General features: G+C 69.8%; 14 protein-coding genes. 10 read left to right on the top strand and 4 right to left on the bottom strand.

What is annotated here, in order from left to right:
- Positions 1 to 65 precede the first annotated feature (65 nt).
- The gene (locus ASD47_RS13830; protein ID WP_056757450.1) at positions 66 to 329 is read left to right on the top strand and encodes a helix-turn-helix domain-containing protein; all 264 of its coding nucleotides are present in this window, start codon (positions 66 to 68) and stop codon (positions 327 to 329) included.
- A gap of 25 nt (positions 330 to 354) precedes the next feature.
- Positions 355 to 2,139, top strand: coding sequence for a cation:proton antiporter (locus tag ASD47_RS13825; RefSeq protein WP_056757447.1), 1,785 nt, complete (start codon positions 355 to 357; stop codon positions 2,137 to 2,139).
- A 125-nt stretch (positions 2,140 to 2,264) separates the two neighbouring features.
- Here the strand turns inward: ASD47_RS13825 and ASD47_RS13820 are convergent, their stop codons facing one another.
- Positions 2,265 to 3,776: a serine hydrolase domain-containing protein gene (locus ASD47_RS13820; protein WP_056757444.1), complete on the bottom strand. Its 1,512-nt coding sequence runs from the start codon at positions 3,774 to 3,776 to the stop codon at positions 2,265 to 2,267.
- 165 nt (positions 3,777 to 3,941) lie between these two features.
- On the opposite strand from ASD47_RS13820, the gene ASD47_RS13815 reads away from it, so the two are divergent.
- From ASD47_RS13815 to ASD47_RS13780, 8 genes are all read left to right on the top strand, one after another.
- The gene (locus tag ASD47_RS13815; protein WP_056757441.1) at positions 3,942 to 4,583 is read left to right on the top strand and encodes a TetR/AcrR family transcriptional regulator; all 642 of its coding nucleotides are present in this window, start codon (positions 3,942 to 3,944) and stop codon (positions 4,581 to 4,583) included.
- The gene (locus ASD47_RS13810; RefSeq protein ID WP_056757438.1) at positions 4,580 to 5,566 is read left to right on the top strand and encodes an HlyD family secretion protein; all 987 of its coding nucleotides are present in this window, start codon (positions 4,580 to 4,582) and stop codon (positions 5,564 to 5,566) included. The genes ASD47_RS13815 and ASD47_RS13810 overlap by 4 nt, the downstream gene beginning before the upstream one ends.
- Positions 5,563 to 6,489 carry an ABC transporter ATP-binding protein gene (locus tag ASD47_RS13805; RefSeq protein ID WP_056757435.1) on the top strand — a complete coding sequence of 309 codons (927 nt, stop codon included), beginning with the start codon at positions 5,563 to 5,565 and terminating at the stop codon, positions 6,487 to 6,489. Before ASD47_RS13810 ends, ASD47_RS13805 begins: the two co-directional genes overlap by 4 nt.
- A 20-nt stretch (positions 6,490 to 6,509) precedes the next feature.
- Positions 6,510 to 7,673 (top strand): ABC transporter permease, encoded by a 1,164-nt coding sequence (locus ASD47_RS13800; RefSeq protein ID WP_056757432.1) that lies wholly within the window; start codon positions 6,510 to 6,512, stop codon positions 7,671 to 7,673.
- Positions 7,674 to 8,000: 327 nt separating this feature from the next.
- Positions 8,001 to 9,203: an OmpA family protein gene (locus ASD47_RS28040; RefSeq protein WP_056757429.1), complete on the top strand. Its 1,203-nt coding sequence runs from the start codon at positions 8,001 to 8,003 to the stop codon at positions 9,201 to 9,203.
- Positions 9,204 to 9,660: 457 nt separating this feature from the next.
- Positions 9,661 to 11,541, top strand: coding sequence for a ribonucleoside-diphosphate reductase subunit alpha (locus tag ASD47_RS13790; protein WP_156402243.1), 1,881 nt, complete (start codon positions 9,661 to 9,663; stop codon positions 11,539 to 11,541).
- Positions 11,542 to 11,914: 373 nt separating this feature from the next.
- The gene (locus tag ASD47_RS13785) at positions 11,915 to 12,727 is read left to right on the top strand and encodes a lipid A-modifier LpxR family protein (protein WP_310030139.1); all 813 of its coding nucleotides are present in this window, start codon (positions 11,915 to 11,917) and stop codon (positions 12,725 to 12,727) included.
- A gap of 117 nt (positions 12,728 to 12,844) precedes the next feature.
- Positions 12,845 to 13,183 carry a hypothetical protein gene (locus ASD47_RS13780; RefSeq protein WP_056757424.1) on the top strand — a complete coding sequence of 113 codons (339 nt, stop codon included), beginning with the start codon at positions 12,845 to 12,847 and terminating at the stop codon, positions 13,181 to 13,183.
- On the opposite strand, the gene ASD47_RS13775 is transcribed toward ASD47_RS13780, so the two are convergent.
- The 3 genes from ASD47_RS13775 to ASD47_RS13765 form a co-directional block, all read right to left on the bottom strand.
- On the bottom strand, positions 13,173 to 14,513 hold the full coding sequence (locus ASD47_RS13775; protein WP_082564610.1) for a patatin-like phospholipase family protein: 1,341 nt from the start codon (positions 14,511 to 14,513) through the stop codon (positions 13,173 to 13,175). The genes ASD47_RS13780 and ASD47_RS13775 overlap by 11 nt on opposite strands.
- Positions 14,514 to 14,535: 22 nt before the next feature.
- Positions 14,536 to 15,249 (bottom strand): hemolysin III family protein, encoded by a 714-nt coding sequence (locus ASD47_RS13770; RefSeq protein WP_056757421.1) that lies wholly within the window; start codon positions 15,247 to 15,249, stop codon positions 14,536 to 14,538.
- An 89-nt stretch (positions 15,250 to 15,338) separates the two neighbouring features.
- Positions 15,339 to 16,121, bottom strand: coding sequence for a sulfite exporter TauE/SafE family protein (locus ASD47_RS13765; RefSeq protein WP_056757418.1), 783 nt, complete (start codon positions 16,119 to 16,121; stop codon positions 15,339 to 15,341).
- Between the last annotated feature and the right edge of the window lie 185 nt (positions 16,122 to 16,306).

Raw genomic sequence — 16,306 nt, 5'->3', positions numbered from 1 at the left:
CTCCTTGACGGTCAACGTTTTCGGGCGTAGTCAACCAATATGGGTGAGCCGACCTGGAGCGCCAGATGCCCCACGCCAAAATTCTCCTGCCGGCCCAGTGCCGGGGCGCGCGCGGCCTGCTCAGCTGGTCGCAGGGCGAGCTGGCTGACCGGGCTGGCGTATCGCGCAGCACGGTCAAGGACTTCGAGACCGAGCGCCACGCCCTGCACCATAGCACCGAACGCCTGCTGATCGACGCGCTGGAAGCCGGCGGCGTCGCGCTGATCCCGCCGGGAGGCGGCGAAGGGGCCGAGGCCGGGGCGGGCGTGAGACTGAAGATCGCCAGCTAGAACGCGCGAAGAGGGGCAGGGGCACGTGAACCACGCGATATCGCCGGCGGACTACAAGGACCTGGTGCTGTTCCTGGCCACGGCGGGCATCGTCGCGCCGCTGTTCAAGCGGCTGAAGCTGAACCCGATCCTCGGCTTCCTGATCGCCGGCGTGATCCTGGGACCGTTCGGCCTGGGGGCGCTGAGCCACACCTTCCCGTGGCTGGACTACGTCACCGTCGACAACCCCCAGGAAATCGCCCAGCTGGCCGAGTTCGGGGTGGTGTTCCTGCTGTTCATGATCGGGCTGGAGCTGTCATGGGAGCGGCTGCGCCTGATGCGCAAGCTGGTGTTCGGCCTGGGCGCCCTGCAGATGATCGGCTGCTCGCTGGCCCTGGGGGCGATCGGCATGGCCCTGGGCCAGCCGCCGGTGGCGGCCCTGGCGATCGGCGCGGCCCTGACCCTGTCGTCCACCGCCATCGCCGTGCCGGTGCTGGTCGAGCGCAAGCGGCTGCACGCCGAGGGCGGGCGGGCGACCTTCTCGGTGCTGCTGTTCCAGGACCTCGCGGTGGCCCCGATCCTGATCACCCTGGCGATCCTGGGCCGGGGCGACGGCACGTTCGGCCTGGGCGACCTGGTGGCCCTGGGGCCGGCGGTGATCGGCCTGGGGGTGATCGTGCTGTTCGGCCGCCTGGCGCTGCGGCCGATGATGCGCTCGGTAGCCAAGGCCAAGAGCGAAGAGATGTTCATGGCCGCCTGCCTGCTGGTGATCATCGGCGCGGGGCTGGTGGCGTCGCTGTCGGGCCTGTCGATGGCCCTGGGCGCCTTCGTGGCCGGCATCCTGCTGGCCGAGACCGAGTACCGCCACGAGGTCGAGGTCAAGATCGAGCCGTTCAAGGGCCTGCTGCTCAGCCTGTTCTTCGTGTCGCTGGGCATTCGCCTGGACCTGTCGCTGCTGGTCGCCTCGCCGGCCCTGGTGCTGGGCGTCGCCGTCGGGCTGGTCGTGGTCAAGGGGGTGATGATCATGGGGCTGGGCCGGCTGTTCGGCCTGTCGAACCGGGCGTCCATCGAGGCGGCCCTGACCCTGGCGGCCGGCGGCGAGTTCGCCTTCGTGATCCTGGACAACGCCATGGCGGCCAGCGTGGTCTCCGACCAGGTCGGCCAGGCCGTGCTGGTGGCCGCAACCCTGACCATGTTCCTGATCCCGCTGCTGTCGGGCCTGGGCGGGCGGCTGGCCAGGAAGGCGGCGGCGCCGGTCAGCGAGGCGCCCGACCTGGTGGGCCTGCACAGCGAGGAACCGGCCGGCCGGGTGCTGGTGGTCGGCTATGGCCGCGTCGGGCGGCTGGTCGGCGACATGCTGGACCGCCACGACCTGCCCTGGATCGCCATCGACCGCGACCCGAGCTTCGTCCAGCAGGGCCGCCGCGCCGGCCACCGCGTCTATTTCGGCGACGCCTCGCGGGTCGAGCTGCTCGAGCGCTGCGGCCTGGACCACGCCCGGGCGGTGGTGGTGACCATGGACTCGCCGGAAGCGGCCGAGGCGGTGGTGGCCACGGCGCGCGGCCATCGCCCCGACCTGACCATCGTCGCCCGGGCCCGCGACGCCCGCCACGCCGCCCGGCTCTACGAGCTGGGCGCCACCGACGCCGTGCCCGAGACCATCGAGGCCAGCCTGCAGCTGTCGGAAGCCGTGCTGGTCGACATCGGCGTGCCCATGGGCCTGGTCATCGCCTCGATCCACGAACGCCGCGACGAATACCGCAAGGTCCTGAACCGGCCGGACGCCCTGGGCGGGAAGAGGAAGCGGCTGCGGGACGCGGGTAGGGTCTAGGGCGTTTTGCCCGATGCTTGGTCCTCGTCCTTCGACAAGCTCAGGATGGGGACCATTGTCTAGGCGGCGGCAGTCGAAAACCTCATCCTGAGCTTGTCGAAGGACGAGGTTTTCGGACCAAGACGCTACTGTCCCGCCGAGATCCGCGCGATCATCTTGCGGGCGTTGTCGTTGGCCGGGTCGAGGACCAGCGAGCGGCGGTATTCGGCGATGGCCCCGGCCTTGTCGCCGGTCGCCGCCAGCGCCTCGGCGTAGCTGTCGTGGGCGTTGGCGCTGTCGGGGTGCTGGGCGACATTGTAGCCGAACAGCGCCTTGGCTTCGGCGGGGCGCGGCGCGAACAGCAGGCGGTAGCCCCAGCCGTTGACGCGCTCCTCGGTGAGATGAAGCTCCGGAAAGCGGCGGCGGGCGTCGGCGACCGAGGCGGCGACGTCGGCGTAACGGCTCTGCTCCAGCGCGGCCTCCAGCGCCGCCAGCCCCTTGGGCCGACCGAACAGCGCCTCGTGCGCGGCGTCGGCGGCCGACTGCAGCGCGCCCTCGAGCCCTGCGCGATTGGCCAGCAGAACGATGCCGTAGCCCTTGTCCGGATAGAAATCGCAGTAGCTCGAGAAGCCGAACGTGCCGCCGCCGTGGCGCAGATAGACCTGGCTGTCGGCGGTCTTGGCGATCATCCAGTGGAAGCCGATCGCGCCGGTGTCGGGCGAGCCCCAGGCCGGCTGGTGGGTCAGGGTGACGGCGGGATCGCGCGCCGCCAGTTGCGCGGCGAGGTAGCGGGCCATGTCCGCCGCCGAATAGCGCAGCCCGCCGGCCGCGCGGACCACGGGGGCGGTGAGCGCCGGCGTCGCGGGGCCGCTGGGGTCGTAGCCCTGGGCGACCAGGGCTGCCGACGGCGCGGCGACGCCCGAGGCCATGCCCAGCGGCCGCTCGACATACTGGGCCAGCAAGGCCTCGTACGGGCGGCCGTAGAGTCGTTCCAGCACGATCCCGACCAGTTGCGAGGCGACGTTGGAGTGGCGCGGCGCCGCGCCGGGGGTGTCGACCAGGCTGGCCGTGCGCAGGTCGGCCATCAGCGTTTGGGACGTATAGCCGTCGAGGAGCTTGGCGGCGATGAACGGGATCTGGTCGGGCTTGGCGTCGCCGATCGCCTGGCGCCAGTCGGGCAGGTTGTCCGGCAGGGCCGAGGTGGTGTCGACCAGGTCGATCAGCCGCACGGGGCGATCGCCGCGCGCCAGGTTGTCGTAGCCCGGGGGCAGGTATTTGCGCACTTCGTCGGAGGCGGCCGCGCGGCCCTCCAGGATCGCTTGGGCCAGCAGCAGGCCGGTGAAGGTCTTGGAGATCGAGCCGATCTCGTAGACGCTGCGCTCGGTCGCCGGCGTGGAGCCGCCGCGCGCGATCAGGCCGGCGTTGTGAAAGCGGGTGCGTCCGCCATGCACGACGGCGGCGGAGATCCCGTCGACGCGGCCCGCCCGCACGAACTCCGCGACGATCGTTCCCACCGGATCCGCCGTCCCGGCCGCGTTCGCCGCACCGGACAGCGCCAGCGGAATCGCCGGCGCCAGGGCGAGCAACTCGCGCCGCGCCAGGCCGCTCGCGCGCGGGGGCAGGCTCGAGGTCGGGGAAGTCCGGGGGATGAAACTCATCAATGAGGTCCGCTGCCGAGGTTCGGACGGCAACCTAGGGGCGATGCGGTCTTCGACATAGTGACATCGGGTTCACCTGCGGAGCACGACCTTCGCCGGAGCTTGCGATGGTCCCGATTTCGTATATAACTGACCCGTCAGTTATATACATCGAGCACCCCTGCCATGCAGACCGGCCAGCCCAAGTGGCGACGACGCAGCGAGGCCCGGCCCGGCGAGATCATCGCCGCGGCGCTGGAGGTATTCTCCGAAAAGGGTTTCGCCGCCGCGCGGCTGGACGACATCGCCGCCCGGGCCGGGGTCTCCAAGGGGGCGCTCTACCTCTATTTCGAAACCAAGCAGGACCTGTTCCGGGCGGTGGTGCGCGAGACGATCGTCCCCAACCTGGCCACCGTCGCCGGCTTCATCGCCCAGAGCCCGCTGCCGTTCGGCCACCTGATCCGCCTGGCCTTCGCCCGCGTCGCCGAGGTGATCACCGAGGGCCGGTTGGGCGCGGTGGCCAAGATGGTGATCGGCGAGTCGCGCAACTTCCCGGAGCTGGCCAAGGTCTGGCACGAGGACGTGGTCTCGGTGATGCTGGGGGCGATCAGTGCGGCGGTGGCCGCCGCCCAGGCGCGCGGCGAGGTGCGGCCCGGCGATCCCCAGCTCTACGTGTTCAGCCTCGCCGGGCCCCTGCTGCTGGGCGTGCTGTGGCGCGAAGTGTTCGTGCCGGTCGGGGTCAAGCCGATCGACCTGAAGGCCCTGCTGGCCCAGCACGCCGAGGTCGTCCTGCAGGGCATGCTGGTCAAGCCGGAGGAGGGCGCATGAAGCCGCCGGTCCGCATCGTCCTGGTCGTGGCCGCCGTCGGCCTGGCCGGCTTCGTCGCCTGGCGGCTCTGGGGCCCGGATGCGGCCCATCCCCGGCGGCTGTCGGGCTATGTCGAGGGCGAGACGCTTTATGTCGGCGCCTCGGCGGCCGGTCCGGTCAGCACGGTGTCGGTCCAGCGCGGCCAACGCGTCGCCGTCGGCCAGCCGCTGTTCGCCCTGGACGCCGCCCAGCTGGTGGCCGCCCGCGACCAGGCCGCCTCCCAGGCCGCCGCCGCCCAGTCCCAGGCCCTGGACGCCGCCAAGGGCCAGCGGCCCGACGAGCTGGCGGTCTACGACGCCCAGCGCGCCGCCGCCGCCGCGGCCCTCGCCGAGGCCCAGGCCGATTACAATCGGGTCGCGCCGCTGGCCGCCAAGGGCATCTACGCCCCCGCCCGCCTCGACCAGGCGCGCGCCGCGCTGAAGACCGCCCAGGCCAATGTCCGCACCGTCGAGCAGCAGCGCCGGGTCGGAACCCTGGGCGGGCGAACCGACGCCGTCCGCGCCGCCGAAAGCCAGGCCGCGGCGGCCCGCGACCAGCTGGCGGTCGCCCAGAGCCGCCTGGATCAGATCAGCCCCAGGGCCCCGGCCGCCGCGCGGGTGCAGGACGTCTTCTACCAGCCCGGCGAGTGGGTGGCCGCCAACCAGCCGGTGGTGGCCCTGCTGGTCGACGACCGGGTGCGCCTGCGCTTCTACGTGCCTCAGGCCGAGGTCGCGCTCTATCGCCCGGGCACGCGGATCGCCTTCGCCTGCGACGGCTGCGGGACCGGCCTCGGCGCACGGATCAATTTCGTCAGTCCCCGGGCGGAGTTCACCCCGCCGGTGATCTACAGCCGCGACGCCCGCGACCGGCTGGTGTTCCTGGTCGAGGCCCTGCCGGACCATCCGGCCGACCTGCCGCCCGGCCTGCCGGTCGACGTGGTCCCGCTGAAGGCGGCGGGCCAGTGAGCGCCGCCGACTTGGCCGTCGACGTGCGCGGCCTGGACAAGTCGTACGGCGACAAGCATGTAGTCCAGGACCTGACCATCCAGGTGGGGGCGGGCAAGATCACTGGCTTCCTGGGCCCCAACGGCTCGGGCAAGACCACCACCCTGCGCATGCTGTGCGGCCTGCTGACCCCGGACGACGGCGAGGGGACGGTGCTGGGCCTGGACTTTCGGCGGCGCGCCGAAGCGGTCAAGCGCCAGACCGGCTACATGACCCAGAAGTTCTCGCTCTACGAGGACCTGTCGATCCGCGAGAATCTGGACTTCACGGCCCGGATCTACGGCCTGGACCGCCGTCGGGAGCGGGTGGACGAAGCCCTGGACCGCCTGGGCCTGGCCAACCGCCAGAAGCAGCTGGCCGGCAGCCTGTCCGGCGGCTGGAAGCAGCGCCTGGCCCTGGCCGCCTGCGTGCTGCACGAGCCGCGCCTGCTGCTGCTGGACGAACCCACGGCGGGCGTGGACCCCCAGGCAAGAAGGGAGTTCTGGGATGAGATCCACGCCCTGTCGGCCGAGGGCCTGACCGTCATGGTCTCGACCCACTACATGGACGAGGCCGAGCGCTGCCACGACATCGCCTACATCGCCTATGGCAAGCTGATGGCGCGCGGGACCCTGGGCGAGGTGATCGGCCAATCGGGCCTGACGACCTTCCGGGCAGAGGGGCCCGGCGCCGATCGCCTGGGCCGCGAGCTGGCCAGGGCGCCGGGCGTGGCCATGGCCGCGCCGTTCGGCGCCGCCCTGCACGTCAGCGGCCAGGACCGCGCGGCGCTGGAGGCGGCCATCGCCCCCTATCGCAAGCCGCCGCTGACCTGGACCGAGGTCTCGCCCACCCTGGAGGACGTGTTCATCCAGCTGATGGCCTCGTCGAAGGACAACTTCCAATGAGCGCCCCAATGGGCGCCCCAATGGACGCCAAGCCTTCCGATCCGGCGGCGCCCGTCGATCGCGGCCTGTCGCTGAACCGCATCCTGGCGGTGCTGACCAAGGAGTTCATCCAGCTCACCCGCGACCGGCTGACCTATGCGATGATCCTGGTCATGCCGATCGTCCAGCTGCTGCTGTTCGGCTACGCCATCAACAGCGACCCGCGCGACCTGCCCACGGCGGTGCTGGTGCAGGACCATGGACCGATGGCCCGCTCGGCGCTCTCGGCCCTGGCCCATAACGGCTATTTCAAGATCGTCCGCGAGGCCGCCTCGCCCGAGGAACTGGACCAGGCCATCGCCCGGGGCGAGGTGCAGTTCGCCCTGACCATCCCCGCCGACTTCACGCGGCGCGTGGTGCGCGGCGACGACGCCCAGATCCTGGTCGAGGCCGACGCGTCCGACCCCGCCGCCACCGGCGGAGCTATCGCCGCCCTGGCCAACCTTCCGCGCACGGCGCTTTCCCGCGACCTCGTGGGGGCCGCCGGGCGACGGGACGAGGACCCGTTCGAGGTGGTGATCCACCGACGCTACAATCCCGAGGCCATCACCGCCTACAACATCGTGCCCGGCCTGCTGGGCGTGGTGTTGTCCCTGACCCTGGTGATGATGACCTCGCTGGGCATGACCCGCGAATATGAGCGCGGCACCATGGAGAGCCTGCTGGCCACCCCGGCCAAGCCGATCGAGGTGATGATCGGCAAGCTGTCGCCCTATGTGGTGGTCGGCCTGATCCAGACGGTGGTGATCCTGGTCCTGGCGCGGGTGCTGTTCTCGGTGCCGATGGCCGGCGGCTGGGACGCTCTGGCTCTGGGGGTGGTGCTGTTCATCCTCGGGTCGCTGTCGCTGGGCTTCCTGATCTCCACCGTGGCCCGCAACCAGCTGCAGGCCGTGCAGATGTCATTCTTTTACATTCTGCCGTCGATCCTGCTTTCGGGCTTCATGTTCCCGTTCCGGGGCATGCCGGCCTGGGCCCAGGCCCTGGGCAGCGTGATTCCCGTGACCCATTTTCTGAGGGTGGTGCGGGGGTCTTTACTTAAAGGACTGGGGCTTGTGGACCTGTGGACAAGTCTTGCCGCCCTGGCGGTATTTGTCGTGGCGATCGCCGCCGCCGCCATGTCGCGCTACCGCAGGACGCTCGACTGAGGTAGCCGGCGCCCCTTGTGCGCTGCGGTGGAGTTCCTGGCCGGACGTGACGTTTTTACGCGCCTCGAAGGGGCAAAACGTGCTCAAGGCCTTGCGCTGCGCGGATTCACGTGCGAACCGGTACCGCGCTGGCGCTTTTTCCGGGACAGTCAGCCGAAACGCTCGGAAGTTGATTCTGCGGGGGCGGTCAGGTGTTCGCGGCGTCGTCTCTAGGGGATGCCGAAACCTGGCGGGTGTTGCTCTGCTGACACTTTCGCGGATCGCGCGCCTTGGTATAACAATGCTCGGTCGGTCTCGGCCGGTGCAGGGCAATAGAGGGCTCTTGATATGAAACTTCAACTCCTGGCGGGGGTGGCTCTGGCCGCGGTGTTCGCCGCTGGCGCCGCTTCGGCCCAAGAGACCGGCTGGTACGGCGCGGTCGACCTTGGCTACCACTGGCCCGAGGGCATCAATACCGAATCCGAGCAGAACGTGCGGGACGGCGCCCCGGCGCACTGGACCTGGGCGACGGATAACGACTGGGCCGGCTTCGTCCGCCTAGGCTACCAGTTCAACCCGAACTGGCGCGCCGAAGTCGAGGGCGGCTATCGCCCCGGCGACCTGCTCAGCGTCCGTGGCAACCCGGTCCGTCAGCAGCCGATCGGCCTCTGCACCCCCGGCGTGACCCGCACCACGGCCGCCCCGAACTGCGGCAGCCCGTCGGGCTCGATCGATTCCTGGTCGCTGATGGTCAACGTCCTGTACGATTTCGCGCCGGACTCGTGGATCAACCCGTTCCTGGGCGCCGGTGTCGGCATCAACCGCCTGGACGTCAGCGCGCTGGGTCAATACAGCGGCGTCGGCCCGGTCACCGCGACCAACCCGGCGATCCAGAACCTGACCGCCGACGACGACGACATCGCCGTCGCCTGGCAAGCCATTGCCGGCGCCTCAATCAAGGCGACCGACAAGCTGAAGGTCGACGTGACCTACCGCTGGTTCGCGACCCAGGATCATGCCTGGCAGACCACCAGCTCGGGCCCGATCAACCCCGGCACGTTCGAGGGCCAGTACAAGGACCAGTCGCTGACCGTCGGTCTGCGGTACTCCTTCGCCGCCCCGCCGCCGCCGCCGCCTCCCCCGCCGCCGCCGCCCCCGCCGCCTCCCCCGCCGCCTCCGCCTCCGCCCCCGCCGCCTCCGCCGGTGGCGCAGTACGAAGCGCGCGAATTCATCGTCTACTTCCCGTTCGATCAGTACGTGCTGACGCCGGAAGCCCAGTCGGTGGTTTCGGAAGCTGCGAACTACGCGACCTCGGGCAAGGCCACCAAGCTGGTGGTTGTCGGTCACACCGACACCTCGGGTTCGCCGAAGTACAACGCCAAGCTCTCGGAGCGTCGTGCGAAGGCCGTGGCTGACGCCCTGGTCGGCGCCGGTGTCGCCGCTGACACCCTGGCCGTTGACTGGAAGGGCGAAAGCGCCCCCGCCGTCGCCACCGGCGACGGTGTGAAGGAACCGCTGAACCGCCGTTCCACGATCTCGATCAACTTCTAAGATCAAGATCGTCACTAAGGTTGAGGGCCCGGCGGCGACGCCGGGCCCTTTTCTTTTGGGCGTTGATCGGCGGGACGCGGGCGGTTGGTGCGCCGCTTGAGGCGTCGCGCCCGGGCCATCCTCCCGAAGAAGCCCGCCGTTCGGGCGCATTGGATTGGCAAGCGCCTTTTGGGCGAATCCGCTCCGCGGCCGGATCACTTCTTTGTTGGCCGCGACAGGGCGTCGCAGGCGTCATCGCCTTGATCAGGCAACCCGTTGATCGCGCCCAGCATCTTCCGAGGGACCGGCGTTCGTTCACAGCTTGTTAAGAAAAAACTCGCTTCGGAGGCGCATCTCGTCGTTGACGAGTCATTAGCCACTGTGGCCCCATATGTGGGCTGAGGGGGCTCCTCGGCCACAAGATATAGCGGCTGGACGGGACTTCCCTTTTCCGGAACACGCTGATTGATTATGGATTTTGATCATGAACGGCAGTGAAGCGGCGAAGACGACGGCGATCCCCCAGGCCCGCACCGGCGGCATGAAGGCTGAACGTCCGAAACTGGCGCTGGTGCGCAAGGTCGAGGTCGATCGCTCGCGCGACGCCCTGCTGACCGATTTCGGCAAGACCACGCTGGAAGATCGCTACCTGCTGCCGGGCGAGTCGTATCAGGACATGTTCGCCCGCGTCTCGACGGCCTTCGCCGACGACGCCGACCACGCCCAGCGCGTCTACGACTACATGAGCCAGCTGTGGTTCATGCCGTCGACCCCGGTGCTCAGCAACGGCGGCGCCGAGCGCGGCCTGCCGATCAGCTGCTTCCTGAACGCGGTCAACGACAGCCTGGACGGCATCCTGGGCGTCTGGAACGAGAACGTCTGGCTGGCCGCCAACGGCGGCGGCATCGGCACCTACTGGGGCGGCGTCCGGTCGATCGGCGAGAAGGTCAAGGGCCAGGGCCAGACCAGCGGCATCATCCCCTTCATCCGCGTGATGGACAGCCTGACCCTGGCGATCAGCCAAGGGTCCTTGCGCCGCGGTTCGGCGGCCGTTTACCTCGATATCCACCACCCGGAAATCGAAGAGTTCCTGGAGATCCGCAAGGCGTCGGGCGACTTCAACCGCAAGTCCCTGAACCTGCACCACGGCATCTCGATCACCGACGAGTTCATGCACGCCGTCCGCGACGGCCACAAGTTCGGCCTGCGCTCGCCCAAGACCAATGAGGTCCTGCGCGAGGTCGACGCCCGCGCCCTGTGGCAGAAGGTGCTGGAGCTGCGCCTGCAGACCGGCGAGCCCTACCTGATCTTCTCCGACACCGTGAACCGGGCCATGCCGCAGCACCAGCGCGAGCTGGGCCTGAAGGTCCGCCAGTCGAACCTGTGCAGCGAGATCATGCTGCACACCGGCCTGGACCACCTGGGCAACGACCGCACGGCGGTCTGCTGCCTGTCGTCGGTCAACGCCGAGACGTTCCTGGAGTGGCGCGACCATCCGATGTTCATCGAGGACATCATGCGCTTCCTCGACAACGTCCTGCAGGACTTCATCGACCGCGCCCCGGACGCCGCCTCGACGGCCGCCTATGCGGCCATGCGCGAACGCTCGGTGGGCCTGGGCCTGATGGGCTTTCACAGCTTCCTGCAGAGCCAGAACGTGCCGTTCGAGAGCGCCCTGGCCAAGAGTTGGAACATGCGGATGTTCAAGCACCTGCGCCGCGAGGCCGACAAGGCGTCGATCGCCATCGGCCAGGAGAAGGGCCCGTGCCCCGACGCCGCCGAGCGCGGCTCGTTGGAGCGCTTCTCGCACAAGCTGGCCATCGCCCCGACCGCCTCGATCTCGATCATCTGCGGCGGCACCTCGGCCGGCATCGAGCCGATCCCGGCTAACATCTACACCCACAAGACCCTGTCGGGCTCGTTCGCGGTGAAGAACCCCTATCTGGAGAAGTTGCTGGAAGAGAAGGGCCAGAACACCGACGCGGTCTGGGGTTCGATCCTGGAGAACGAAGGTTCGGTCCAGCACCTCGACTTCCTCAGCCAGGACGACAAGGACGTCTACAAGACCGCCTTCGAACTGGATCAGCGCTGGGTGGTCGAACTGGCCGCCGACCGCACGCCGGAAGTCTGCCAGAGCCAGTCGGTGAACATCTTCCTGCCCGGCGACGTCGACAAGTGGGACCTGCACATGCTGCACTGGCAGGCCTGGGAGCGCGGCGTGAAGTCGCTGTACTACCTGCGCTCCAAGTCGGTGCAGCGGGCGTCCTACGCCGGTTCCGACGTCGCGGTGGCGGGCCCCGCCAACGGCTTCGACGCGCCGTCCAAGACCGACTACGAGGAATGCCTGGCCTGCCAGTGACCTGGCCCGGGTAACGCTCGGCGAACCCTGAAATCAACGGCGTCGCGGATCCCCGCGGCGCCGTTTTCGCGTCGGGAACCTTAGCTTCCAAGAAATGTTCATGACGTGGGGATTTGTCCCATGGACGTCATACGGATTCCGAGTAGGCTTTCGGTGGGGAAAAAGGGTTCTGGGGACCTGAATGCGTGCTTGCACGGCATTTGTCGCGATCTTGGGGGTAAGCGCTCTGGCTGTCGCCACCGCGCAGGCCGCGCCGACGCGGTCCATCCCACCGAAAGCTGGCAAGTCGTCCAGGCTTTCAGATAGGACGTCCAGCGCCGCTCGCAAGCCCGCCTCGCCCAGCTTTGTCGTCGACCTGCGCGCCGGTGCGCCCGTGGACCTGGGCGTCCGCAACGTTCGGCCCGCCGGCCGCGCGGTCGGCTTCGCCGAGGCGCCCGCCGCCAAGACCGCGCGCGACGCCGATCCCGCCTTCTCGCTGTCGCCGGCCGGCGCCTATGGCGACGCCGGCCTGCTGGACGCCAACCGCTATTACGAAGGCCGCGGCCCGGTCACCTGGCGGTCCAACGCCTTCGTGGTCGGCGAGGGCCATCACGCCGTCGACTCGGTGCGTGTGTCGGTGGCCAGCGTCGCGCCGGTGGGCAAGACCCGGCCCCTGGCCCTGGTGCGGCCCGAGCAGGACAGTTTCGAGGATCGCGACGTCGACGTGACCGTCACCCGCGGCTGGCCGGCCGCCGTGTCGCTGGGCGCGGGCAAGTACGCCCTGGACGTCACGCCGCACGCCGGCCTGGGCATCGGCGGGGCCGGCGGCTCGGCGGAGGCCGGGGCCACGGTGCGGTTCGGCAAGAAGATGGGCGACCGGGTCGTGGACTCGCTGGGCGTCGAGGACGGCCGCCAGTTCGGCCAGCGCGGGCGCTGGTACATGTTCGCGGCCGCCAGCGGTCAGGCCGTCGGCCTGAACATGCTGCGCAGCGGCGACGGCGACTGGAGCCGGGCCGGCGTCACCACCGACACCAGCAGCAAGCTGGTCGGCGACGGCCAGGCCGGCCTGGCCTGGCGCAAGGGGCCCATGCAGGCCTCGTTCGGCTATGTTCATCGCAAGATCAGGGCCAAGGACCAGATCATGGGCATGGCGACCCAGAAGGACGAGATGGTCGCCTTCTCGTTCAGCCTGAGGCCGCACTGGTAGGACCGCCGCGCCGGCGTCCCACGCTTCGGCGCTTGAGTTTCGGGCTCAGATCATGCAGCTAGCGCCCGTCTTTCACCGAAGCCTGCAGCCGGGCCTCCAGCCGAGCCATCCAGCGTCATGAGCGATAGCGAGCCCCCTCGCCGCAAGATCCTGAGCCTGAAGAGCGGCGTCGCCGCGCCGGGCGGCCCGCCGCCGCTCGAGCGCATCCCGCGGCCGGCCGGCGCCAAGCGCGTCGTGCTGAGGGCCCCCGAGCCGCCGCCGCAGCCCGCCCCGCCACCGCCGACGGGTGACTTCAAGTGCAAGCCCTGCGGCACGCGCTTCGACCCGCCGGCCGAGCTGGCCGACGAGGACTCGGTGCGCTGCCCGTCCTGCAACGCCCGCCTTGGCTTGGCCGCCGACTTCCGGGCCGATCCGCCGCGCGTCGAGAAGCTGCGCGCCCGCTACCTCAAGAAATAGGCTCTTCCCGTTCGACGCCTGAGGCCACCGCCGGATCGGTCGCCAGATCGATGGGCGGTTCGTCCGGCGCGGCCAGGGCCGGCGTCAGGATCGGATCCTTGACCGCCTGCCGCCGGGCCCCGGCCTGGCGCTTGAACAGCCCGCGCCACAGGGGCTCGGGGGTCGGGATGGCGCTGGACCACAGCTGGCCGCTGATCGCCAGGGCCTGGGCGTCGTCGAAGGTCCGCCGCATGACGGCGGTCTCGAACTTCATCATGTTGAAGTCCGAAAAGCTGGCCGGGATGGAGGCCGACCAGAGCGGCAGGTTGTGGCGGGCGCAAAAGCCCGCGGCCACGCTCAGCGCCTGGCGGTAGGAGAACCGCAGCATGGTCTCGAAACTGCGGCTCATGATCGAGGTCACGCCTGGCGCGGTGGTGCGCGGCGAGGGGTCGAGCACGGTGTTGAAGATCACATAGACCCGGCCGCGCCGCAGGCGCTGGCCCAGCTCGCGCCAGCGCAGCAGGGCGTCGGGCATCAGGAACAGCGGCGCGGCGATGCCGCCGTCGGCGTGCATCTCTTGATAACGGGTCAGGCCCCCATGACCGTCGGGGGCCTCGACGTCGATCAGCTTGGGCGGGAACAGGCCGGGCAGGGTGGCCGAGGCCACCAGCACGTCGCGGAACAGCCGAACGGCCGCCTCGCCGCCCCGGCTGGCGATCTCGCCCATGTCCCAGATCGTCGCCTTCTGGCTGTCGAGGTTGGTGGTGGCGATCAACAGGCGCCGGCCGCGGGCGTGCTCGCCGGCGATGGCCTCGATCATCTCAAGGTCGACGAACGGCGCGACCAGCCCGTCCAGCGAGTCGCCGCGGAACAGGCTGGGCCCCAGGGTCGGACCCAGGCTCTTGAGGCTGAGCAGGTCGGCCGCGTGGCCGCCGACATAGGCCTCGGCCAGGCGGTCGTCCCAGGCTGGGCCGAGGAAGGCGAAGGGGGCGATCAAGGCGCCGGTGCTGACGCCGGTGACGATGGCGAACTGCGGCCGCGTCCCGGCCTTGGTCAGGCCGATCAGGGCGCCGGCCCCGAAGGCGCCGCCGGCCGCGCCGCCGGACAGGGCCAGGATGTTGAAGTCGTCGCGCCCCAGCAGCGGCCGCATCGGGGCCAGGCGGTCGGCGACGCTGCGGAGGGCCTCGTCGGCCTCGTCGATGCTCAGCCGCACCCCGGGGAAGCCGGCAGCCTCGATGGCGTTGTCGGCATGGCCCAGCGGGGCGGACAGGCGCTTGCCGCGCTGGCCGTTCGCCGCGCGATCCCGGAAGAAGCTCTGGACGGTCTTTTTGGGATCGGACGGGGTGTTCAAGGCAAACTCGACGGACGGACGGTCAGGAGTGACCGCTGGAGGCCAGGACCACCCCGACCAGCACGGCGGCGTAGTGCAGGCCGGCGCCGCCGATCACGTGACCGTGCCAGATCGCCCGCCGGAACTTCAGCCGTTTCATCAGGTAGAACACCGTACCGGTCGAATAGATCACGCCGCCAAGCGCGAGCAGCAGCAGGGCTGCCCACCCCATGCCGGCGATCATCGGCTTGATGGCCACCAGCACCAGCCAGCCCAGCGCCAGGTACAGCCCGACCCAGAAGCGCTTGTCGAGGCCCGGCAGGAACAGCTTGGCGGCGACGCCGACGCCGGCCACCGACCACACCGCCGTGGTCATGCCGATCGCCCACCAGCCATGCAGGTTCTGGGTGGTGAACGGGGTGTAGGAGGCGGCGATCATGATGAAGATGCCGGCGTGGTCGAAGCGGCGCAGCAGCGGCCGCCAGCGGGCCTTGGCGAAGTTGTAGGCGGTCGACAGCGACAGCATGGTGATCAGGCCGACGGTGTAGACGGCGATGGCCGCCACCTGGCTCAGCGAACCCAGGCCGAAGGCCAGGCCCAGCATGATGCCGCCGCCCAGCAGGGCGCAGGCCAGGCCGGCCAGGTGCACCACCAGGTCGGCGCACTTGGCGGCCGGCGTCGGATAGTGGGTGGCCGCGACCGTCGCCGGAACCTGCGCCGCGGGCGTGGTCGGGATGATGCTGGTCGTCTCGGTCATGGCCCCACTCTATGCGCGATCGGTGACATATAAACGCCGATCATCGTGGCTGGGATAGGGCCGCCGATGTTATTTCGCTCAGGTTTCGTTCAGGCCAGCAGGCCGTGGGCCCCGTCCCAGGCCAACTTGGCCCCGACCGCGATCAGCAGGACATAGATCACCCGGTAGAACCCCTCGGCGGGCACCCGGCGCACCAGCCAGACGCCGGCCCAAGTCGAGGCCAGGGCCAGGGGCAGCAGCACGGCCGCCGTGGTTAGCACCTGGGGCGTGAACTGGCCCAGGGCGACATAGGCCGGCACCTTCATCCAGTTGACGGTGGCGAAGAAGATGGCGCTGGTGCCGATGAACACGTCGCGCGGCAGGCGGCGGGGCAGGACATAGATCTGGAACGGCGGGCCGCCGGCGTGGGCCACCTGGCTGGTGAAGCCCGCGATCGCGCCGCACAGGGCGCCGAGCCCCAACCCTATTAGGGGCCGACCCGGCCCGGCCTCGACCGCCTCGGCGGCCTTGGCCGCCCGTTCGGCCCACAGGCGCTGCAGCGAGAAGGCGATCGAGATCACGCCGATCGACAGCTCGACCGCCGCCACCGACACCCGGGCCGCCAGCAGCCAGCCGACGAAGACGCCGACCGCCGCGGCCGGCAGCATCAGGACCAGCAGGCCCCTGTCCCAGGTCCTGCGGAAGGACCAGACGCTGACCACGTCCTGGGCCAGCAGGATCGGCAGGGTGATCGCCGCGGCCAGCACCGGCGAGATGACCAGCGCCATCAACGGCACCGCCACCACCCCGATCCCGGCGAACCCGCCCTTGGCCAGGCCCAGCAGGATCACGGCGGGGATGGCGACGGCGTAGAACAGCGGATCGGTCAGCATGGGAAGGGCTTAGCAGGATCGCGGGCGATTTCCCAAGACCTCGCCGGGGCTTTCGGCTTCCCCTTCCCGATCCGCGGCGAACGCGGCCTAGGTGTCGTTTCCAAGAAGGTTGTTCACACGCTGCCAGGGTGTGAGACCTTTGATGCCGGCGTGTGGGCGGGCAAGGTTGTAGGCGTCGGTCCACG

Source organism: Caulobacter sp. Root1472 (assembly GCF_001426985.1).
In the GTDB taxonomy this organism is placed as follows: Bacteria; Pseudomonadota; Alphaproteobacteria; order Caulobacterales; family Caulobacteraceae; genus Caulobacter; species Caulobacter rhizosphaerae.
The sequence above is the reverse complement of the archived record's forward strand: the minus strand, read 5'-3'. Positions and strand labels throughout refer to the sequence as shown.

Bases quoted from the DNA above. Each gene is read 5' to 3' on its own strand.
- ASD47_RS13820 (WP_056757444.1), bottom strand. From the start codon at position 3,776: ATGAGTTTCATCCCCCGGACTTCCCCGACCTCGAGCCTGCCCCCGCGC.
- ASD47_RS13830 (WP_056757450.1), top strand. From the start codon at position 66: ATGCCCCACGCCAAAATTCTCCTGCCGGCCCAGTGCCGGGGCGCGCGC.
- ASD47_RS28040 (WP_056757429.1), top strand. From the start codon at position 8,001: ATGAAACTTCAACTCCTGGCGGGGGTGGCTCTGGCCGCGGTGTTCGCC.
- ASD47_RS13765 (WP_056757418.1), bottom strand. From the start codon at position 16,121: ATGCTGACCGATCCGCTGTTCTACGCCGTCGCCATCCCCGCCGTGATC.
- ASD47_RS13815 (WP_056757441.1), top strand. From the start codon at position 3,942: ATGCAGACCGGCCAGCCCAAGTGGCGACGACGCAGCGAGGCCCGGCCC.
- ASD47_RS13780 (WP_056757424.1), top strand. From the start codon at position 12,845: ATGAGCGATAGCGAGCCCCCTCGCCGCAAGATCCTGAGCCTGAAGAGC.
- ASD47_RS13810 (WP_056757438.1), top strand. From the start codon at position 4,580: ATGAAGCCGCCGGTCCGCATCGTCCTGGTCGTGGCCGCCGTCGGCCTG.
- ASD47_RS13770 (WP_056757421.1), bottom strand. From the start codon at position 15,249: ATGACCGAGACGACCAGCATCATCCCGACCACGCCCGCGGCGCAGGTT.
- ASD47_RS13800 (WP_056757432.1), top strand. From the start codon at position 6,510: ATGGACGCCAAGCCTTCCGATCCGGCGGCGCCCGTCGATCGCGGCCTG.